The organism is Rhodococcus sp. PD04, from assembly GCF_035918275.1.
Taxonomy (GTDB): Bacteria; Actinomycetota; Actinomycetes; order Mycobacteriales; family Mycobacteriaceae; genus Rhodococcus; species Rhodococcus rhodochrous.
On the sequence record NZ_CP142143.1, the window covers coordinates 1030721 to 1047015 of the forward strand.

General features: G+C 69.0%; 16 protein-coding genes, 1 tRNA gene and 1 pseudogene. 8 read left to right on the top strand and 10 right to left on the bottom strand.

What is annotated here, in order from left to right; all coding sequences use genetic code 11:
- The first annotated feature begins 1 nt into the window (after window position 1).
- Window positions 2-331 carry a YnfA family protein gene (locus U9J23_RS04850; protein WP_006551592.1) on the top strand — a complete coding sequence of 110 codons (330 nt, stop codon included), beginning with the start codon at window positions 2-4 and terminating at the stop codon, window positions 329-331.
- A gap of 68 nt (window positions 332-399) precedes the next feature.
- On the opposite strand, the gene U9J23_RS04855 is transcribed toward U9J23_RS04850, so the two are convergent.
- The 3 genes from U9J23_RS04855 to U9J23_RS04865 all read right to left on the bottom strand — a co-directional run bounded on the left by U9J23_RS04855 (window position 400) and on the right by U9J23_RS04865 (window position 2759).
- The gene (locus U9J23_RS04855) at window positions 400-852 is read right to left on the bottom strand and encodes a hypothetical protein (RefSeq protein WP_059381724.1); all 453 of its coding nucleotides are present in this window, start codon (window positions 850-852) and stop codon (window positions 400-402) included.
- A gap of 94 nt (window positions 853-946) precedes the next feature.
- Window positions 947-1720, bottom strand: a complete 774-nt coding sequence (locus tag U9J23_RS04860; RefSeq protein ID WP_059381723.1) for an amidohydrolase family protein — start codon at window positions 1718-1720, stop codon at window positions 947-949.
- Between the two features lie 55 nt (window positions 1721-1775).
- A complete protein-coding gene (locus U9J23_RS04865) occupies window positions 1776-2759 on the bottom strand; it encodes a helix-turn-helix transcriptional regulator (RefSeq protein ID WP_272266704.1) in 984 nt (327 codons plus the stop codon).
- A 105-nt stretch (window positions 2760-2864) separates the two neighbouring features.
- On the opposite strand from U9J23_RS04865, the gene U9J23_RS04870 reads away from it, so the two are divergent.
- Window positions 2865-3236 (top strand): VOC family protein, encoded by a 372-nt coding sequence (locus tag U9J23_RS04870; protein WP_228525414.1) that lies wholly within the window; start codon window positions 2865-2867, stop codon window positions 3234-3236.
- Between the two features lie 21 nt (window positions 3237-3257).
- Here U9J23_RS04870 and U9J23_RS04875 read toward each other — a convergent pair whose 3' ends face one another.
- Both U9J23_RS04875 and U9J23_RS04880 read right to left on the bottom strand, forming a co-directional pair.
- Window positions 3258-4073, bottom strand: coding sequence for a DUF5602 domain-containing protein (locus U9J23_RS04875; protein WP_059381721.1), 816 nt, complete (start codon window positions 4071-4073; stop codon window positions 3258-3260).
- Between the two features lie 170 nt (window positions 4074-4243).
- Window positions 4244-4316: transfer RNA gene (locus U9J23_RS04880), tRNA-Arg, on the bottom strand.
- A gap of 235 nt (window positions 4317-4551) precedes the next feature.
- On the opposite strand from U9J23_RS04880, the gene U9J23_RS04885 reads away from it, so the two are divergent.
- Window positions 4552-5373, top strand: coding sequence for a M23 family metallopeptidase (locus U9J23_RS04885; RefSeq protein WP_059381720.1), 822 nt, complete (start codon window positions 4552-4554; stop codon window positions 5371-5373).
- 109 nt (window positions 5374-5482) lie between these two features.
- Window positions 5483-6991, top strand: a complete 1509-nt coding sequence (locus U9J23_RS04890; protein WP_272266703.1) for a glutamate-cysteine ligase family protein — start codon at window positions 5483-5485, stop codon at window positions 6989-6991.
- Window positions 6992-6996: 5 nt separating this feature from the next.
- Here U9J23_RS04890 and U9J23_RS04895 read toward each other — a convergent pair whose 3' ends face one another.
- The 3 genes and pseudogenes from U9J23_RS04895 to U9J23_RS04905 form a co-directional block, all read right to left on the bottom strand.
- Window positions 6997-9309, bottom strand: a complete 2313-nt coding sequence (locus U9J23_RS04895; protein WP_326601653.1) for a M28 family peptidase — start codon at window positions 9307-9309, stop codon at window positions 6997-6999.
- A gap of 73 nt (window positions 9310-9382) precedes the next feature.
- The gene (locus U9J23_RS04900; protein WP_059381717.1) at window positions 9383-10606 is read right to left on the bottom strand and encodes a globin domain-containing protein; all 1224 of its coding nucleotides are present in this window, start codon (window positions 10604-10606) and stop codon (window positions 9383-9385) included.
- A 120-nt stretch (window positions 10607-10726) separates the two neighbouring features.
- Window positions 10727-11176 (bottom strand): annotated as a pseudogene (locus U9J23_RS04905) (RrF2 family transcriptional regulator); the annotation flags it as partial.
- A 74-nt stretch (window positions 11177-11250) separates the two neighbouring features.
- Between U9J23_RS04905 and U9J23_RS04910 the strand changes: the two are divergent.
- The 3 genes from U9J23_RS04910 (at window position 11251) to U9J23_RS04920 (ending at window position 14210) form a co-directional block, all read left to right on the top strand.
- Entirely contained in the window at window positions 11251-12159 is a 909-nt protein-coding gene (locus U9J23_RS04910; protein WP_059381715.1) for a universal stress protein, read from the top strand.
- Window positions 12160-12232: 73 nt separating this feature from the next.
- A complete protein-coding gene (locus U9J23_RS04915; RefSeq protein WP_059381714.1) occupies window positions 12233-13273 on the top strand; it encodes an LLM class F420-dependent oxidoreductase in 1041 nt (346 codons plus the stop codon).
- 25 nt (window positions 13274-13298) lie between these two features.
- Window positions 13299-14210 (top strand): universal stress protein, encoded by a 912-nt coding sequence (locus U9J23_RS04920; RefSeq protein WP_326601656.1) that lies wholly within the window; start codon window positions 13299-13301, stop codon window positions 14208-14210.
- A 42-nt stretch (window positions 14211-14252) separates the two neighbouring features.
- Here U9J23_RS04920 and U9J23_RS04925 read toward each other — a convergent pair whose 3' ends face one another.
- Entirely contained in the window at window positions 14253-14522 is a 270-nt protein-coding gene (locus U9J23_RS04925) for a hypothetical protein (protein WP_326601658.1), read from the bottom strand.
- Window positions 14523-14539: 17 nt separating this feature from the next.
- The gene (locus tag U9J23_RS04930; RefSeq protein WP_326601660.1) at window positions 14540-15496 is read right to left on the bottom strand and encodes a nitroreductase family protein; all 957 of its coding nucleotides are present in this window, start codon (window positions 15494-15496) and stop codon (window positions 14540-14542) included.
- A gap of 151 nt (window positions 15497-15647) precedes the next feature.
- Between U9J23_RS04930 and U9J23_RS04935 the strand changes: the two genes are divergently transcribed.
- Window positions 15648-16295, top strand: coding sequence for a response regulator transcription factor (locus tag U9J23_RS04935; RefSeq protein ID WP_059381771.1), 648 nt, complete (start codon window positions 15648-15650; stop codon window positions 16293-16295).

Genomic DNA, 16295 nt, shown 5'->3' on the forward strand with positions numbered 1-16295 from the left:
CGTGACCGTGCTGAAGTCGTTGCTGCTGTTCGCCGTTGCCGCACTGTTCGAAATCGGTGGTGCGTGGCTGGTGTGGCAGGGTGTGCGCGAACACCGCGGCTGGATCTGGATGGGGCTGGGTGTGATCGCTCTCGGCGCTTACGGTTTCGTCGCCACACTTCAGCCCGACGCGAACTTCGGCCGCATCCTTGCCGCGTACGGCGGTGTGTTCGTGGCGGGTTCCCTGGTGTGGGGCATGGTGATGGACGGTTTCCGGCCGGACCGATGGGATGTCGCGGGCGCGCTCGTATGCCTCGCCGGCGTTGCCATCATCATGTATTCACCCAGGTGACGACGCATCCGGCACCACCTCGGTGACGAGGCATACGGCACAACTCGGCCGGATGCCTCGTCCGGGCGTCACGGCACCACGACGCTGCCGACTGCGGGGGTCGAGTTGCACAGCGGTCCACTGCCGAGATTCACCGAACCGAAGACCGTCGCCACGACCTCACCCGGGCCGGTGTCGACCAGCGTCGACAGGTTCGGGTACGCACCGCCGAGATCGACGATGCCGGCGCGGCCGTTGTTGCGGTTGAGCCACGCGACGCTGACCTGTCCGGCCGCCGGGACCGGCCACAGGGCCTCCCGCGTGGAGAACAGGACGTGGCCGCCGGGGATGCCCTCGTCCGGTCCGGGTTGCGCCGTGACCGAGGTGAACGACGCCAGGCTGCCCTGGTTGATGCAGCCGATGGTGATCGCCGTGCCCAGGGGCTGAGGGGGTGCAGCGGTGGCCACACCGGTGAATGCGATTGCGGCGGCGACGGGTGCCGCGAGGGCGAGAACTCGACGTGGAATTCGCAGTGCAGGCATGGTGCTGCTCCTCGGAAAGGGAAGGTCACGTCCGGGAGCCGACCGCGGCGAGGGGTACCGCGGCGCGTCCCGCGCACCGATGACGTGCGTGAGTCTATCGAGACACCGAAGTCCCAGGAGGGGTTTCGGTCTCGATCCGATACAGCGCGGAAGCATTGCGGCGCAGTACCGCGTCGGCGAGCTCGTCGCCGAGCACGTCCTCGACGAGCGTGATGTCGCTGTCCCGGAACGGTCGCGGTGCGCGTGTCGACGGCAGGTCGGTGCCGAACACGAGTGCACCGGGATTCACTTCGGCAACGGCGCGAAGTGTGTCGGCCACCGGGAGATCGACGCGTCCGAACCCTGTTGCCTTCACGTGGATACCGCTCTCGACCAGCCGCAACAGTGACGGCAGGCCGTCCTGCGACAGTCCCAGGTGATCGATGGAAACGGCGGGCAGAGCTGTGATCGTCGTGTGCAGATCGGCGAGATCGCGCGAGTCGATGTACAACTCGGCGTGCCAGCCGACGAGATCGTGGACCCGCCTGGCGAGCCGGTCGAGGTCGGACAGTGTCGCCGATCCGCCCCGGCGGACGTTGAACCGCACGGCCCGCACTCCCGCCGTGTCGAGCCGGGTGATCTCGTCGTCCGAGGCAGTGGCCGGAAGTTGTACGACGCCGACGAAAGTGGGCCCGAGCCGGTCGAGTGCGTCGAGGAGATAGCTGTGGTCGAAGGCCTGGAACGAGCCCGACACCACCGCCCCGCCGGTGACGCCCAGATGCGCGACCCGCGCGAGATAGTCGTCGACCGTGAACGGTTCGGGCAGATAGCCGTCGTTCTCGACGGGGGGGAAACGCGGATCGATGATGTGCAGGTGGGCGTCGAACATCTCCCCACGATAGGAAGCTCGGTCCGGGCGGGACAGGGTTCGGATCAGCGGGAGTTCACTCGCGGCGGCGGTGCGCGGTGTGACGGCGGAGGAGGGACTCGGCCAGTTCCGCCACGAGGCCCCGTGCCTCGGGTGGTCCGACGATCTCGATGTGCTCACCGAACTGCAGCAGTTGCCGCACACCGTCCATCGAGTCGTAGGCCACCGTGATGCGCGAGACGTCCGGTCGCGGTCCTGCGGTGCTTCCGCGCAGGCGGGCACCGAGGATGCGCCGGGCGAGGTCGAGGCGGTTCGTCGCGAGATCGGCGGTGACGACGACGTCGTCGCGTCGTTCGAGGGCGTCGCCGAGCTCGCGTGCCAGGGCCGGCAGGGTCCGGCCGGGGGACAGGTGGCGCGGCCGGTCGAGCACCTTCCACGCACTCAGGCGGGTCAGTGCGAACAACCGCGGTCGCCCCTCGTCGTCGGCCACGAGATACCAACGGCCGGCGCGGGAGAGCACACCGTAGGGATCGACGACGATCTCGCGTTCGTCGCGGTGCCCGCTCGACCGGTACGTGATGGCGAGTCGCCGTCCGCGCCGCAGGTCGCGGGTGAGCGCAGCGACGTCGGCCCGGTCGTCGGCGGCGAACCATCCCCGGTTGTCTACGGTGACCACCTCGGTCAGCGGCAACAGGTCGTCGTCGCGTGTGGTGGTGGGCGTGCGCCGGGCGCGTGCGGTGAGCTTGTGAACGGCGTCCCGCGCGGCGGTGTCGACACCGAGTTGCCGGGCCCGGCCCATGTCGACACCCAGGGCGCGCAGGACGTCCACCTCGGACGCGGTGAGGCGGTTCAGGTCGGTCTGCCGGCCGGGGATCATCACGATGCCGCCGTACCTGCCGCGTTCGGCGACCACCGGAAGGTCCGCAGCAGCAAGCGTTTCCACATCGCGTAGCACGGTGCGCTCGGAGACGCCGAACTCCTCCGCGAGTTCGGCGGCCGTGACCCGTCTGCGGGCCTGCAGGACGACCAGCATGCTCAGCAACCGCTGCGGCCGGTTCATCGAATGTCGGATCTCCTTCCGAAAACACGACAGGAACTGTCAGGTTTCGGTGTCACGGTAGTTCCCGAAGCCCTTCACATCCACACATGATCCGAGGAGATGTCGATGACCGTGTCGTCGCCCAACCTGTTCCTGATCTACGTGACCGACGTCGAACGCGCGACCCGCTTCTACAGCGACCTGTTCGACATGACCCCGCAGATGACGACCCCGCGCTACGTCTCCTTCGAAGTGGCGCCGGGAGTGCTGTTCGCACTGTGGTCGGGTCGCGCCGGGGCCGTGGACGCGAACGCGCCGCGGTTCTCGGAGGTGGGCCTGATGGTGCCCGGCTCGGCCGCCGCCGTCGACGCGATCCACGACGAGTGGGTCGGCAAGGGAGTGACGGTCGTGGAGGCACCGCACGACGAGGTGTTCGGACGGACGTTCGTGGTGTCGGACCCGGACGGGAACCTCATCCGCGTCTCCCCACTGGACTGAGTCCCCGCTCGACGGAACGATCTACGACGCCTCGCGCATCGTGAGCCCGCCGAGTTCGACCGTGTACGTCTGCGACGCCTCGTCCCACCACACGGAGTAGGTGGTGGGGTAGAGGCCCTCGCGCTGGTACGCCTGGGGCAGGCGGAGTTCCTCGTGGTGCGCGGGCCGCGTCGCGAGCCACTCCCGGCTCAGCATGGGTTCGATGAACGCCTGCCGCCCGTCCCACGTGCCGTAGAGCACGGTCTCGGTGAGGTGGTGTCCCGCTGCCGGGTCGTGCTCGGCCTCGGTGGTGTCCACCCAGTGCAGTCCCATGCCCGCGACGGTGGACGTCAGCGGATCTCCGGACGGTGCATACCCCTCCGGGATGTACCGCGGGTCGGGCACGCGGGCCGCGGCGGGGATGTAGCCGGGGGCGAAGGGATGGATCGACTCCACCGTGGGCCTGTCCAGCAGATAGAAGTGGACGTCGAAGTGCGGGACGTCGAAGCCGTGCTGGGGGTCGTGGCCGTGCGAGTTCCAGTCGACCGTGACGTGGTCGAACGCGGTGGCGGCCGCTTCCTCGGGCAACTCGAGCACGTAGGCCTCGGTGACCGGCAGCAGAGCGCTGGGCAGGTCGTCGAGTGCGGCCGCGTCGAGTCGCACCCCGATGGTGGCCGGCGTGCCCTCCTCGTCGACGGTGACGTACGTGCGGGCGTTGCCCGCGCCGACCGGATGGGCCGGTCCTTCGACGAGGCCGGAGACACCCCCGGCCCCTGCGGGGGCGGGAGTGACGAACAATCCGAGGACCGCCGCCGAGACGATCACGGCGAGATGTCGGGCACGAGGCCGAATGTCCATGTGGGGTCCTCGATTTCCGTCGTCGTCGAGCGGCATCGTTGTGGATGCTAACTGTCGCGCGGACGGCGGAGGGCCGACTAGATCGAACCGTGATGCGTGGACGGGACGGTGCCCGTGACGTTCGGGGTCCGGGGCCCGGGGGTGCTCGTGGAGGCGGCGGACCCGATGTGTGCCCCCGGCAGGATTCGAACCTGCGACACCCGCTTTAGGAGAGCGGTGCTCTATCCCCTGAGCTACGGAGGCGTCCGGCCGGGCGGAGCCGGCCTTGGCGCGTTGTGAGTGTAGCCGCCGGGCGTGTGCCGTAACCAAGCGCCCGCTCCCGAGGCTCCCGAGGCGGTGCGTACGACCTGCAGGTTCCCGCCGATTGAGATCAAGGAAAGGTAACACTGGCCTTTCCCTATACCGTTTTGTTACCTTGGGTCGCCAGGAGCGGCCGGGGGATACCCGGTCGAAGTCGGGACGAAACAAGGGACACACTGTGGGACGCCATCAGCGCACACGCGAAGACGAAGCATTCGACCTCGAGACGATTCGCGTGCCGTCCTCCGGCAAGGGCCGTCACCGCGTCGAGCCCACCGGTACGTCCGCTCCGGTCAAGGCCGCCACCGTCGCCGCTGCCACGGGTGCCTTCTTCGCCGTCGGCTCGCAGATCGGCGCGGGCACCGCTGCCGCGCATCCCGGCCACGACCACGTCCAGGCCGAGGCTCCCTCGCCCAGCCTGCCCTTCGAGCTTCCCGCGGGCCTGCTGCCCGAGGGTGTCGAGATCCCGGCCATCCCCGGCATCACCACCCCGGCGGAGCAGGGCGCGCCCGAGCTCCCGGCCGAGGTCACGAACTTCCTCGACCAGTTCTCCGGTCCCAGCTGGCTCGACCAGCTGAACCCCGGTGCTCCCTCCGCTGTGCAGCCCGTCTCCGGCACCCTCACCTCCGACTGGGGTCCGCGCTGGGGTGCACACCACGGCGGCATCGACATCGCCGCTCCGCTCGGCACTCCCATCAAGTCCGCAGCCAACGGCACGGTCCTCGACGCCGGACCGGCCTCCGGCTTCGGCCAGTGGGTCCGCGTCCTCAACGACGACGGCACCACCGCCGTCTACGGTCACGTGAGCAGCTACCAGGTCTCTGCCGGTGAGCGCGTCAACGCGGGCCAGCAGATCGCCACCGTCGGCAACGAGGGCTGGTCCACCGGACCGCACCTGCACTTCGAGGTCTGGGACACCGAAGGCACCAAGATCAACCCCAACGCGTGGCTGAGCGATCGCGGCGTCGTCACCGACTGGGGCGGATACCGCGCCGTCTGATCCGACCCGCGGTATTCGATCCCACCCGACGGCGCGCCGTCGGCCCACCCCCGGCACCCGCGCGCGCTAGGCTTGGCTCGACAGACCGCGCGCCGACCCGGGGGTTCCATTGGGAGCTGAGATATCCGCTCGTTCGTTCACCGGGGAAGACCGGCGGATGTTCCGGAGCAAGGTTCGCGACTGCATGAAGGCGCTCGAACGGATGCTTCGAGAGGGCGTCTTCGTCGACGTGCACTCGTCACCCGAACCGCATCTCGGCATGGAGATCGAGTTCAACCTCGTCCGCGACGACATGTCGCCCGCGATGTCGAACCTCGAGGTGCTCCAGGCGATCGACGATCACGCGGTCTTCCAGACCGAACTCGGACAGTTCAACGTCGAGATGAACGTCGAGCCGCGACGTCTCACCGGCGACGAACCCTTTGAACTCGAGGAGTCGCTGCGGTCCTCGCTGCGGCGCGCCGACGAGCGGATGCACCTGCACGACGCGCAGCTGGTCATGATCGGCATGCTGCCCACACTCGAACTCGGCGATCTCGAACTGGGCCGGATCACCGCCAATCCCCGATACGAAGCGCTCAACGAGCAGATCTTCGCGGCGCGCGGTGAGGACATCGAACTCGATCTCGACGGTGTGCCGTTGCCCGGCACCGATGTCGTGGAAACCCTTCGCGCAGACATGAATTCGGTGGTTCCCGAGGCTGCCTGCACGTCTCTGCAGCTGCATCTGCGGATCGCTCCCGAGGATTTCGCGACGCACTGGAACGCCGCCCAGTGCCTGGCCGGAGCGCAGGTCGCGCTCGCGGCGAACTCACCCTTCCTCGCCGGCAAGGCGCTGTGGCACGAGAGCCGGATCCCGTTGTTCGCGCAGGCCACCGACACGCGACCGCTCGAACTGCGGAACCAGGGCGTCCGTCCCCGCGTGTGGTTCGGCGAGCGGTGGATCGACTCCGTCCTCGACCTGTTCGAGGAGAACTCCCGCTACTTCACGGCTCTTCTGCCGGAGGTCTCGGACGTCGATCCGATGGCCGAACTCGACGCCGGACGGGTTCCCGAACTGCGTGAACTGCAGATGCACAACGGCACCATCTATCGATGGAACCGGCCCGTCTACGACATCAGCGACGGCCATCCGCACCTGCGCGTCGAGAACCGTGTGCTCCCGGCAGGACCGACCGTCCTCGACACCATGGCCAACGCCGCCTTCTATTACGGGACGCTGCGCGCCCTGGCCGACTCCGACGAGCCGATCTGGCGCGACCTCAGCTTCGACGCCGCCGAGCGGAATCTCGTGCTCGGCGCGAAGTTCGGGCTCGACGCGAAGCTGTACTGGCCGCGCACCGGATGGGTCGGCGCCGACGAACTCGTGCTGCGGTGCCTGTTGCCGCTCGCACACCAGGGCCTCGAGGCCTACGGGCTGTCGGCGGCGGTCCGCGACCGCTATCTCGGCATCGTCGAAGGGCGTGCGCTGACCCGGCAGACCGGAGCGGCATGGCAGCGACGGCAGGTGGCCCGACGTGAAGCCGCCGGCGAGAACCGTCGCACCGCCCTGCTCGGGATGATGAAGGACTACGTGCAGAACATGGCCTCGGGTACTCCCGTCCACGAGTGGGAGTGACGACCCTACAGTTGCAGGGTCCGCGTCACGGCCACCGTCGGTTGGACGACGACGCGATCGGCGGGCGGATCGAAGCCGGGTACCTCGCCGAGATCGTCCCCGAGATCGGCGACTCGGACACCGAGACGGCTCTCGAGCATGCTCAGTGTCAGTTCCACCTCGATCCCGTCGGGGCCGGGAGCCCAGAACAGGAAGCCGAAGTCGTCGGACGGTTCGGCGCGGAAGCCGTCCACCGTCGCGCCGTGGACGTGGGCGGTGGTGTTGTCGATCCACAGTCCGACGGCCTGGGCGTCCCTCGGTGAGCTCAACCGCAGTCGAATCTTCCGGGCACTTCCGCCGGTCGTGTCGTCGAGGATCTCGACCTCGGGCGCCTCGAGATCGGCGACCGGAGCGGGTCCGTGGTACATCGGACGGTGATCCCGCCACGGGAAGGCGGTGGGGAGCGGCTCGGGGCCGCTGGTGAGCAGGCCTTCGCTCCAATCGGATCGCGGGCCGTCGGGCGATCCCCACACCGCGGCGCCCCGATCGGCGTCGAGCGAGTACCAGAGATATTCCTGCCGGGGATCGGTCGCACCGTCCCGGTTGAGGTAGCCGGCGAGCAGCGTGGCCACCAGGACGATCGCGATCGTGCCCGTTGCGGAGACGACGAGCCCACGGGTGGTCGACGGGAACGGCTCGCACAGCGGGAGCACCGCCGCGAACGTGAAGGCGACGAACACACCGGCCACCGGCGCCCCGTAGAGGAGTCCGGCGTCGAAGGACACCAGCACGGCGGGCAGGCCGAAGATCAGCGACCCGAGCGCGCCCAGCGTGATCGCGACGAGCGGCCACACCGTGTCGCGCTGCGGGAGGAGCAGCGCCACCAGCAGACCCAGCGCCGCCGGCAGGACGAGTACGAGCAGCGTCAGAGGCACACCGGCGAAGGGGATGCCGGCGAGCGCGAGCACCGCGACGAGCGTGAACGCTCCGCACGTGAGCGCGGCGGCCGGACGGTCGCGACCCCACCATGATCGCGCGACCAGCAGGACGCCGAGGGCCGCGACGACCGCCGCGAACTGGAAGACACCCGGCCGGTAGGGCTCGTCGGCGACCGGCGCGGCCGTGCCCGGATCGACGGTCTGCACGATCCACCACGGCAGCCACGCCGCGCCCGCCGCGAGCACGGCGGCGAGCAGGGCCACGGCCACGGCTGCGCCGACCTGCCAGGCAGACGTCTCGCCGCGGCGCACCCGCAGTACGACGATCGCCCCCACGGTTCCGGCCAACGCGATCGCCCCGACGATCTCGGCCCAGCGCGGAATGTGGAGAAGTCCCCAGGGCGCGGTCGTCACGACCTGGTCGCCGCCGTCGTCGACGGCCGTGAGATCGGATCCGGCGAGCGTGCGGGCGGTCGCGAGGGAGGTGTCGCCCATGTGTTGCAGCGACGTCCGGCTGAGACGGTCGGGGGTGTCGAGAGGGCTGTGGTAGTACGCCGAGCCCGCGGAGATCGCGGTGTCGAGGGCGTGGTGGCCGTGTTCGGCGAAGCGTCGGAAATCGGTGTCGTTCGGCAGTGCCTCGAAGATCAGCTCGGTGAGGGAGTCGGCGTTCGCTCCCGGCGCTCCCGCGAGGCTGTCGATCAGGACGCCGTTCGGTGAGGTGATCCGGAAGGTCGTCGGAGTACCGGCGTTTCCGCGCGCCTCGTGGTTGAGCACGACGACGGGACCGGCCCGCACCGACTCCGCGCCCACGAACCGGTGGGCGCCGAGCAGACCGTTCTCCTCACCGTCGGTGAGCAGGACGACGACGTCGTTCCGTGGGGGAGGACCGGAATCGATGGCACGAGCGACCTCGAGGACCGTGCCGACGCCGATCCCGTCGTCACCCGCGCCGGGGGAGCCCCGGACCGTGTCGTAGTGTGCGGCGAGCACGACGGTGCCGGTGGGGTCGGTACCGTCCCGGGTCGCCACGATGTTCTGCACGCGGGCGCCGCGTTGGGTCGCCTCACCGGACCGCGCCATCCATCCGACACCGGAGTCGACGCGGGTGGACCACCCGAGTTCCTCGAGGACGGCGACGAGATGGTCGCGGGCATCGGCGTGGGCGGTCGATCCGAGCGGCCGTGGGCCGGTGGCGATCGCGTCGATGTGTTCGCCGGCGCGGGCGGCGCTGAAGACGTCGGCGGGGGCGTCGGTTCCGAGCGGCTCGTCGGACCCGGGGAACAGGGCGACGAGGCCCGCCACGAGGAGGACTCCGATCAGTGCGAGGACACGGCTACCCAGTGCCGTGAATCGGCTGCGCGGGGACCGGGCCGGGTGGCGAACAGCCGCGGCGGAGTCCATGGGTGCAGCCTAGCCGCGAATGCAGCGGTGCCCCGGCAGACTCGGCCGGGGCACCGCGATCGGATCCGATCGATCAGGAGGCAGGCGCCCAGCTGTCGGGTCCGAACACCTCGTAGTGGATGTTCTCGGCCGGGACGTTGCGCTCGATCAGGGCCTCGCGCAGCGAGAGCATGAACGGCAGCGGACCGCACAGGTAGGCCTGGGTCTTCGGGTCGAGCGGCAGATCGGAGATGTCGGCGCGCCCGACGCGGACCGTCTCGAGCGGCTGGCGGTTGCCGAGGTCCTCGTACCAGCGGTACAGCTGGGCCGACGGGATCTTCTCGGCGAGCGTCTCGAGCTCGCGGCGGTGGGCGTGGCTCGCGACCGAGCGGTCGGCGTGCAGGACCGCGACGGGACGCTCGTCGCCGATGCCGGCGAGGTGATCGAGCATGCCGATCATCGGGGTGCATCCGATACCGGCCGACGCCAACAGGATCGGAGTGTCGTCCTCGGTGAGCACGAGATCGCCGAAGGGAGTGGTGACCTCCAGTTCGTCGCCCTCGAAGACGTTGTTGTACAGGAAGTTCGACACCTCACCGGCGGGAAGCACGGTGCCGTCGGGCGCTGTGGTCTCGAGGACCCGCTTGACGGTGATGCGCCAGTCGCCCTTCGCGGGTGCGCTCGACAGGCTGTACTGACGGATCTGGCGGGCACCGTCGGGGAGGTGGACGCCGACCGACAGGTACTGGCCCGGACGGAAGGCGGGCAGCGGGGAGCCGTCGAGCGAGGTGAGCACGAACGAGACGGTGTCGGCGGACTGGTGGACGCGGTCGGCCACGCGGACGGTGCGCCAGACGTCGCCGGCCTCGACACCCGCGGCCCGGTACAGATCGGCCTCCATCGAGATGAGCGTGTTGGCCATCAGCCAGTACAGCTCGTCCCACGCCTTCGCGACCTCGGGAGTCACTGCGTCACCGAGGACTTCGACGATCGCCTCGAAGAGGTGCTTGTGGACGATCCAGTACTCGTCGGGCTTGATGCCGAGCGATGCGTGCTTGTGGGCGACGCGGGACAGGATCGCCTCGACACGAGCGGGATCGGGATCGAGCTGGAGCGTCGCGAAGGCCGCGATCGATCCGGCGAGTGCCTTCTGCTGCTCACCCTGCTTCTGGTTGCCGCGGTTGAACAGATCGCGTTCGAGTTCGGGATGGGCGGCGAACATCTTGCTGTAGAACAGCGGGGTGATGTCGCCGATGGCGGCTCCCACCGCCGGGAGGGTTGCGGCGATGACGTCCTTGGACTCGGGTGAGAGCGGCATGGTGTGTCTCCTCGTGTGTGTCGTGACAGGCTGCACCGGCGGCATCGCCGTGAGTCGGCGGCCGGTGGGTGGTTCGAGGGTGAGCAGGACCGGACCGGCGTCAGGGGTCGCCAGGTCGGCGATCGTGACGTCGTCGAGGGCGGCGTAGAAGGCGTCCTGTGCGGCACGGAGCCGGGAGCGGAGGCCGCAGCCGCGACGCATGGGGCACGGCTTCGCTCCTTCGCACTCGACGACCTCTTCTTCACCTTCGAGGGCTCGGGTGAGCCAACCGAGGCTCGCCGTGCGGCCGAGTTCGGTGATGGTCAGACCCCCACCGCGTCCGCGGCGGGTGGTGACCACTCCGAGCTCGCCGAGTCGGGCGACGACCTTCGTCGTATGTGCGTACGACAGATCGAGCCGGTCTGCAATCGTTCTGGTGCTGGGCATACTCTCCGCCGGGGTGGCGACGAGATGCATCACAACTCTCAGTCCTAGATCGGTGAACCGGGTGAGTTGCATGGCTTCACGGTAGTAAATTCGCATCGCGGATGACAATTTAATGTGACGCAGATCGCTGTGGTCGGAATGCATTGCGAACAAAGGAATCTCGACTCGATGACCAAAGTCCGTATCCGGGCGTACCGGATCGGGCTAGCCTCACGGTTGTGAAACCTCTCGGTGAAGCACCCCGCGACCACAACCACGTGACCGTCGGTGTGGACGGTTCCCCGGCCTCCGAGCGGGCGGTGAGATGGGCGGCGGCCACCGCAGCCGGCCGGAAGATCTCCCTGCATCTCGTCCACGCGGTGGACTTCGCACCCTCCGGCTGGACGAAACTTCCCTTCTTCCGTCCCTCGCAGGTCTTCGAGTGGAGCGAGGTCGAAGCCCAGGCGCTCCTGCAGGAGGCCGCGGAGACAGCCGAGGCGGTCGCGCCGGATCTCGAGATCACCGCCGAACTCGCCCTCACCGGCAGCGCCAAGTGGCTCGTCGAGCTGTCCCGCACGTCGCGGATGATCGTTCTCGGCGCCACCGGCAGCACCAAGCTGGGGGAGGCGTTCCTCGGTTCCACCCCGGTCTCCGTCGCCGGTCACGCCGAATGCCCGGTCGTCGTGGTGCGGGGACCGGAAGGGTCCGTCCCCGACGAGCGACCCGTCGTCGTCGGCGTGGACGGCAGCCCCGCGAGCCGCCACGCGGTCGACCTGGCGTTCGAGGAGGCGTCCTGGCGCAGGGTCGACCTCGTCGCCGTCCACGTCTGGAGCGACCTGAAGGTCGGGGAGATCGACGAGTCGCCCCTCGACTTCGATCCCCGCGCGTTCGAGGAATACGAGCACTCACTGCTGTCCGAGTGCCTCGCAGGCTACGGCGAGCGCTATCCGGACGTGACGGTGCACCGCAAGGTCTACGTCGACGGTCCCCGCGCCCACCTGCGGTCCTGGAGCGGGAAAGCCCAGCTCGTGGTGGTCGGTACCCGAGGCAGGGGCGGCTTCAAGGGGATGGTGCTCGGCTCCACCGGAAACGCACTCATGCGCGAGGCGCACTGCCCGGTGATGGTGGTGCGACCGGTCACCTCCTGACGGCGGTAGTGTTCGGGGGCACGTGGACGAACGCGCCCCGAACGGGGGTGTGCAGCAGGAACGAAGGTGGCGCATGCGCATCGGAATGGGACTGAACTACAGCGGAGGTTTCGCGGAGACCGCGGCGGAGGTGGCCGATCTGGAGAAGGCCGGCCTCGACATCGTGTTCGTGCCCGAGGCCTATTCGTTCGATGCGGTGAGCCAGCTCGGCTACCTCGCGGCGAAGACCTCCCGCGTCGAGCTCGCCTCCGGCATCCTCCAGTTGTTCACCCGGACACCGACGCTCACCGCCATGACGGCGGCCGGCCTGGACTTCGTCTCCGACGGCCGCTTCGTGCTCGGTATCGGCGCCTCCGGCCCCCAGGTCATCGAAGGTTTCCACGGCGTTCCCTACAACGCGCCGCTGGGTCGCACGCGCGAGATCGTCGACATCTGCCGCCAGGTGTGGCGTCGCGAGAAGGTCGAGCACCAGGGCAAGCACTACCAGATCCCGCTGCCGGCAGAGCGCGGCACCGGTCTCGGCAAGCCGCTGAAGATCATCAACAAGCCTGTGCGTGAGCGCATCCCGATCATCATCGCCTCGCTCGGCCCGAAGAACGTCGAGATGACCGCCGAGATCGCCGAAGGCTGGCAGCCGCTGTTCTACTACCCGGAGAAGGCCACCGAGGTGTGGGGCGAATCGATCGCCAAGGGCAAGGCCAAGCGCGATCCGGCACTCGGCGACCTGCAGATCTACGCCCAGACCCCGCTCGCGATCGGCGACGACGTCGACCACATGCTCGACTGGGTCCGCCCCATGGTCGCGCTCTACGTCGGCGGCATGGGTGCCAAGGGCAAGAACTTCTACAACGACCTCGCGATCCGCTACGGCTACGCGAAGGAAGCCGAGACCATCCAGGAGCTGTACCTGGCCGGCAAGAAGGAGGAAGCGGCCGCGGCGGTGCCTACCGAACTGCTCCGCTCGATCTCCCTGATCGGCTCGGAGGGCTTCGTGCGCGAGCGTGTCGCGGCCTTCGCGGAGGCCGGGGTCACCACTCTCAACGTCACCCCCTTCGCGGCCGACACCGCAGGTCGCGTGCGACTGATCGAACAGCTGCGGCAGATCTGCGGCTGACCCACCGAGAAAGGTTCTGCGTGCGATGACCGAGAACAAGCCGATCGTCGTGGCCGTCGACGGATCCGACGCGTCCACGACCGCGGTGAACTGGGCGGCACGGGCGGCTGCGATCCGCGGCCTGCCGTTGCGCATCGTCACCGTCGTGCACATCCCCGCCTTCTACTACTCCGAGCCCTACCTCGCGCAGAGCTTCCACGAGGAGATGAAGGCGACGGCCCGTGACCGGCTCGACAATGCGGCCGTGCTCGCCCGGCAGATCATCGACGAGAACCGTCACGGAAACGTCGAGGTCACCACCGCGCAGCTCGAAGGCAAGGTCGTTCCCACGCTCATCGCGGAGGCCGAGCACGCCGACCGGCTCGTCGTCGGATCGCGCGGTCTCGGTGAGGTGAAGGGCCTGCTCGCCGGTTCGGTCTCCACAGCGGTCGTCTCGCACGCGACGGCGCCCGTCGTCGTGGTGCGGGGCCGCACGCTCGACGGTGCGCCGCCGGCGGAGGGGCCCGTCGTGGTCGGTGTCGACGGATCGGTCTCGTGCCGCGACGCGGTGGAGGTCGCGTTCGAGGAGGCCTCCGCACGCGGCGCGACACTCGTCGCGGTGAACGTGTGGAGCGACGTCAGCGTCCAGCCCTCGCTCGGAGCGGTCCCCGAGGACCCGCACTGGAGCCGGATCCAGACCGGTGAGGAGATCGTGCTCGCCGAACGTCTCGCCGGTTACCAGGAGCGGTACCCGGACGTCACCGTCGAACGGGTCGTCGCCCGCGACCGGCCGGTGCGGGTGCTCAGCGAATATGCAGAGGCCGCACAGCTTCTCGTGGTCGGAACCCGCGGACGTGGCGGATTCAAGGGACTGCTGCTCGGCTCCACGAGCAACGCGCTGATCCAGACCGCGGACTGCCCGGTCCTCGTCGTCCGGTCGAAGGAGACCGAGGACTGATCCCGGGCGGGGATCGATCCGGCGGAGGAGCGATGCGGGGCGTCACCCGAAGTCGTCGACGCCCCGCTCGCGCAGTTCCCGCCACGCGTCGGCCGGATGCACGCCCCGGCTGATCGCCCCGTTCTCGATGAGCACCCCGAGCATCTGCGAGAGTACGAACGCGACGTCCTCGACGCGTCCGCACTCGTAGCGGGCGGCCAGCCACCCGGAGACGTTGCCGGCCTTGGCGGCCTGCGCCATGTCCAGGGCCGTGTGGAACAACTCGCGGGTCGGATCGTCGATCGGATCCTCGGTCGGTGCGCTCATCGTCACCTCGATCTTTCTTCTCGTCAGAAACCTACGCGCAGGATCACCAGCGGCACCACCGGCAGGTCGAGCATCTCCGCCAGACGCGAGCCGGTGTCCTCGACCCGCAGGGGATGCGTGATGACCGACGCCGACAGTCGCGCATCGATGGCCGCGAGCCAGCACCGCTCCACCGCCGCGCCCACCCGGACCAGATCGGCCGGCGATGTCGACGGTGCGGAGAACAGCAGCACCGATTCGCGCGCGATCGCCGCTGCCAGCGCATCGACGTCGGGAATTCCCGTGGTGACCATGGCCTCGCCGGCCGCACCGTGTTCGTCGAGGGTCGCGCTCCAGGTGGCGACCACCTCGGCGTTGCCGCGCGGCTGCCAGTGGGAGGTCCACGAGAACATCTCCCGCTGGTAGTGCGGATGACGTCGGCGGGCCTCCGCCGCGTAGGCGAGCACCTGGGCCAGGGCGACGGCCTCGTCGGCGGCGAGCAGGCGCACGTCGACGTCGGGTATCTCACCGGCCGCGGCGACGACGTCGGCGAGGGTCTCCGTCGGCACCGGGATGTCGGTGAACGATTCGCGGTGGCTGCGCCGATGCGAGATGGCGGCGTACAACCGCAGGTCGCGGCTGCTCGGGGTGCCCGGGCCGAGCGTCTCGATCCGGGCGATGAGGTCGGGCCGCTGCGGATCGGGCAGCACGGAGGTACGCGAGCGGTTGCCGAGGACCCGGATCGCGAGCTCGAGATTCGCGAGGGCCGCGCCGCACGAGATCAACCGGTCGACGCGCAGCGGGTCCGGACCCGGCTCGGCGAACTCGAGGCGTTCCTCCAGTTCGGCGCTGTGATCGGGCAGGCGCAGATTCCACGGTTGCGTGTCGTGCACCGATGGTGCCTCCACTACCGCACGCGCAATGATCTCGGTGTCACCGAGCGACCAGGTTCCGGCATCGACAGTCACGACATCCTCCTCGTCGGCTCGTTCGTCCCACATGTCCACCTCTGCTCCTTCAGCGTCTCCCGAGCGGCGCCCGCGGGGCAGGGGGAGAAGGTCCCCAGATGGGTGTCGAACGGCCCCGAGGACGTGGGTATCGCGGTACACCTGGGACAATGACGGGACAGGATGTCAACGAAAGGTGCCCGAGATGACCCGCGTGTTCCTCGTCGACGACCACGAAATCGTGCGGCGCGGCCTGGTGGATCTGCTGAGCAGCGTGCCCGACTTCACCGTCGTCGGTGAGGCCGCATCGGTGGGTGAGGCCCTGGCCCGTGTGCCCGAGAGCGGCGCCGACGTCGCGGTGCTCGACGTGCGGCTCCCCGACGGCAACGGTGTCGAACTGTGCCGCGAGCTGCGCAACCGCATGCCGGGCCTGCGCGCCCTGATGCTCACCTCCTACGCCGACGACGAGGCGCTCTTCGACGCGATCATGGCCGGTGCCTCCGGATTCGTGCTCAAGCAGATCCTCGGCACCGACCTCGTCTCGGCGATCCGCACCGTCGGTGAGGGCGGCTCGCTGCTCGACAGCCGCGCCACCGCCGCACTCATGGAACGGATCCGGGCGTCGCGCACGGCCGATCCGCTCGCCGAGCTGTCGGAGCAGGAACGCGCCGTCTTCGAGCTCATCGGCGAGGGTCTGACCAACCGGGAGATCGCCGAACGACTGTTCCTCGCGGAGAAGACCGTGAAGAACTACGTCTCGCGACTACTGGCGAAGCTCGGCATGCAGCGCCGCACGCAGGCCGCAGTGCTCGCCACCGAGCTGCGCAACGAGCGCGGCAAGTCGACGTCCTGA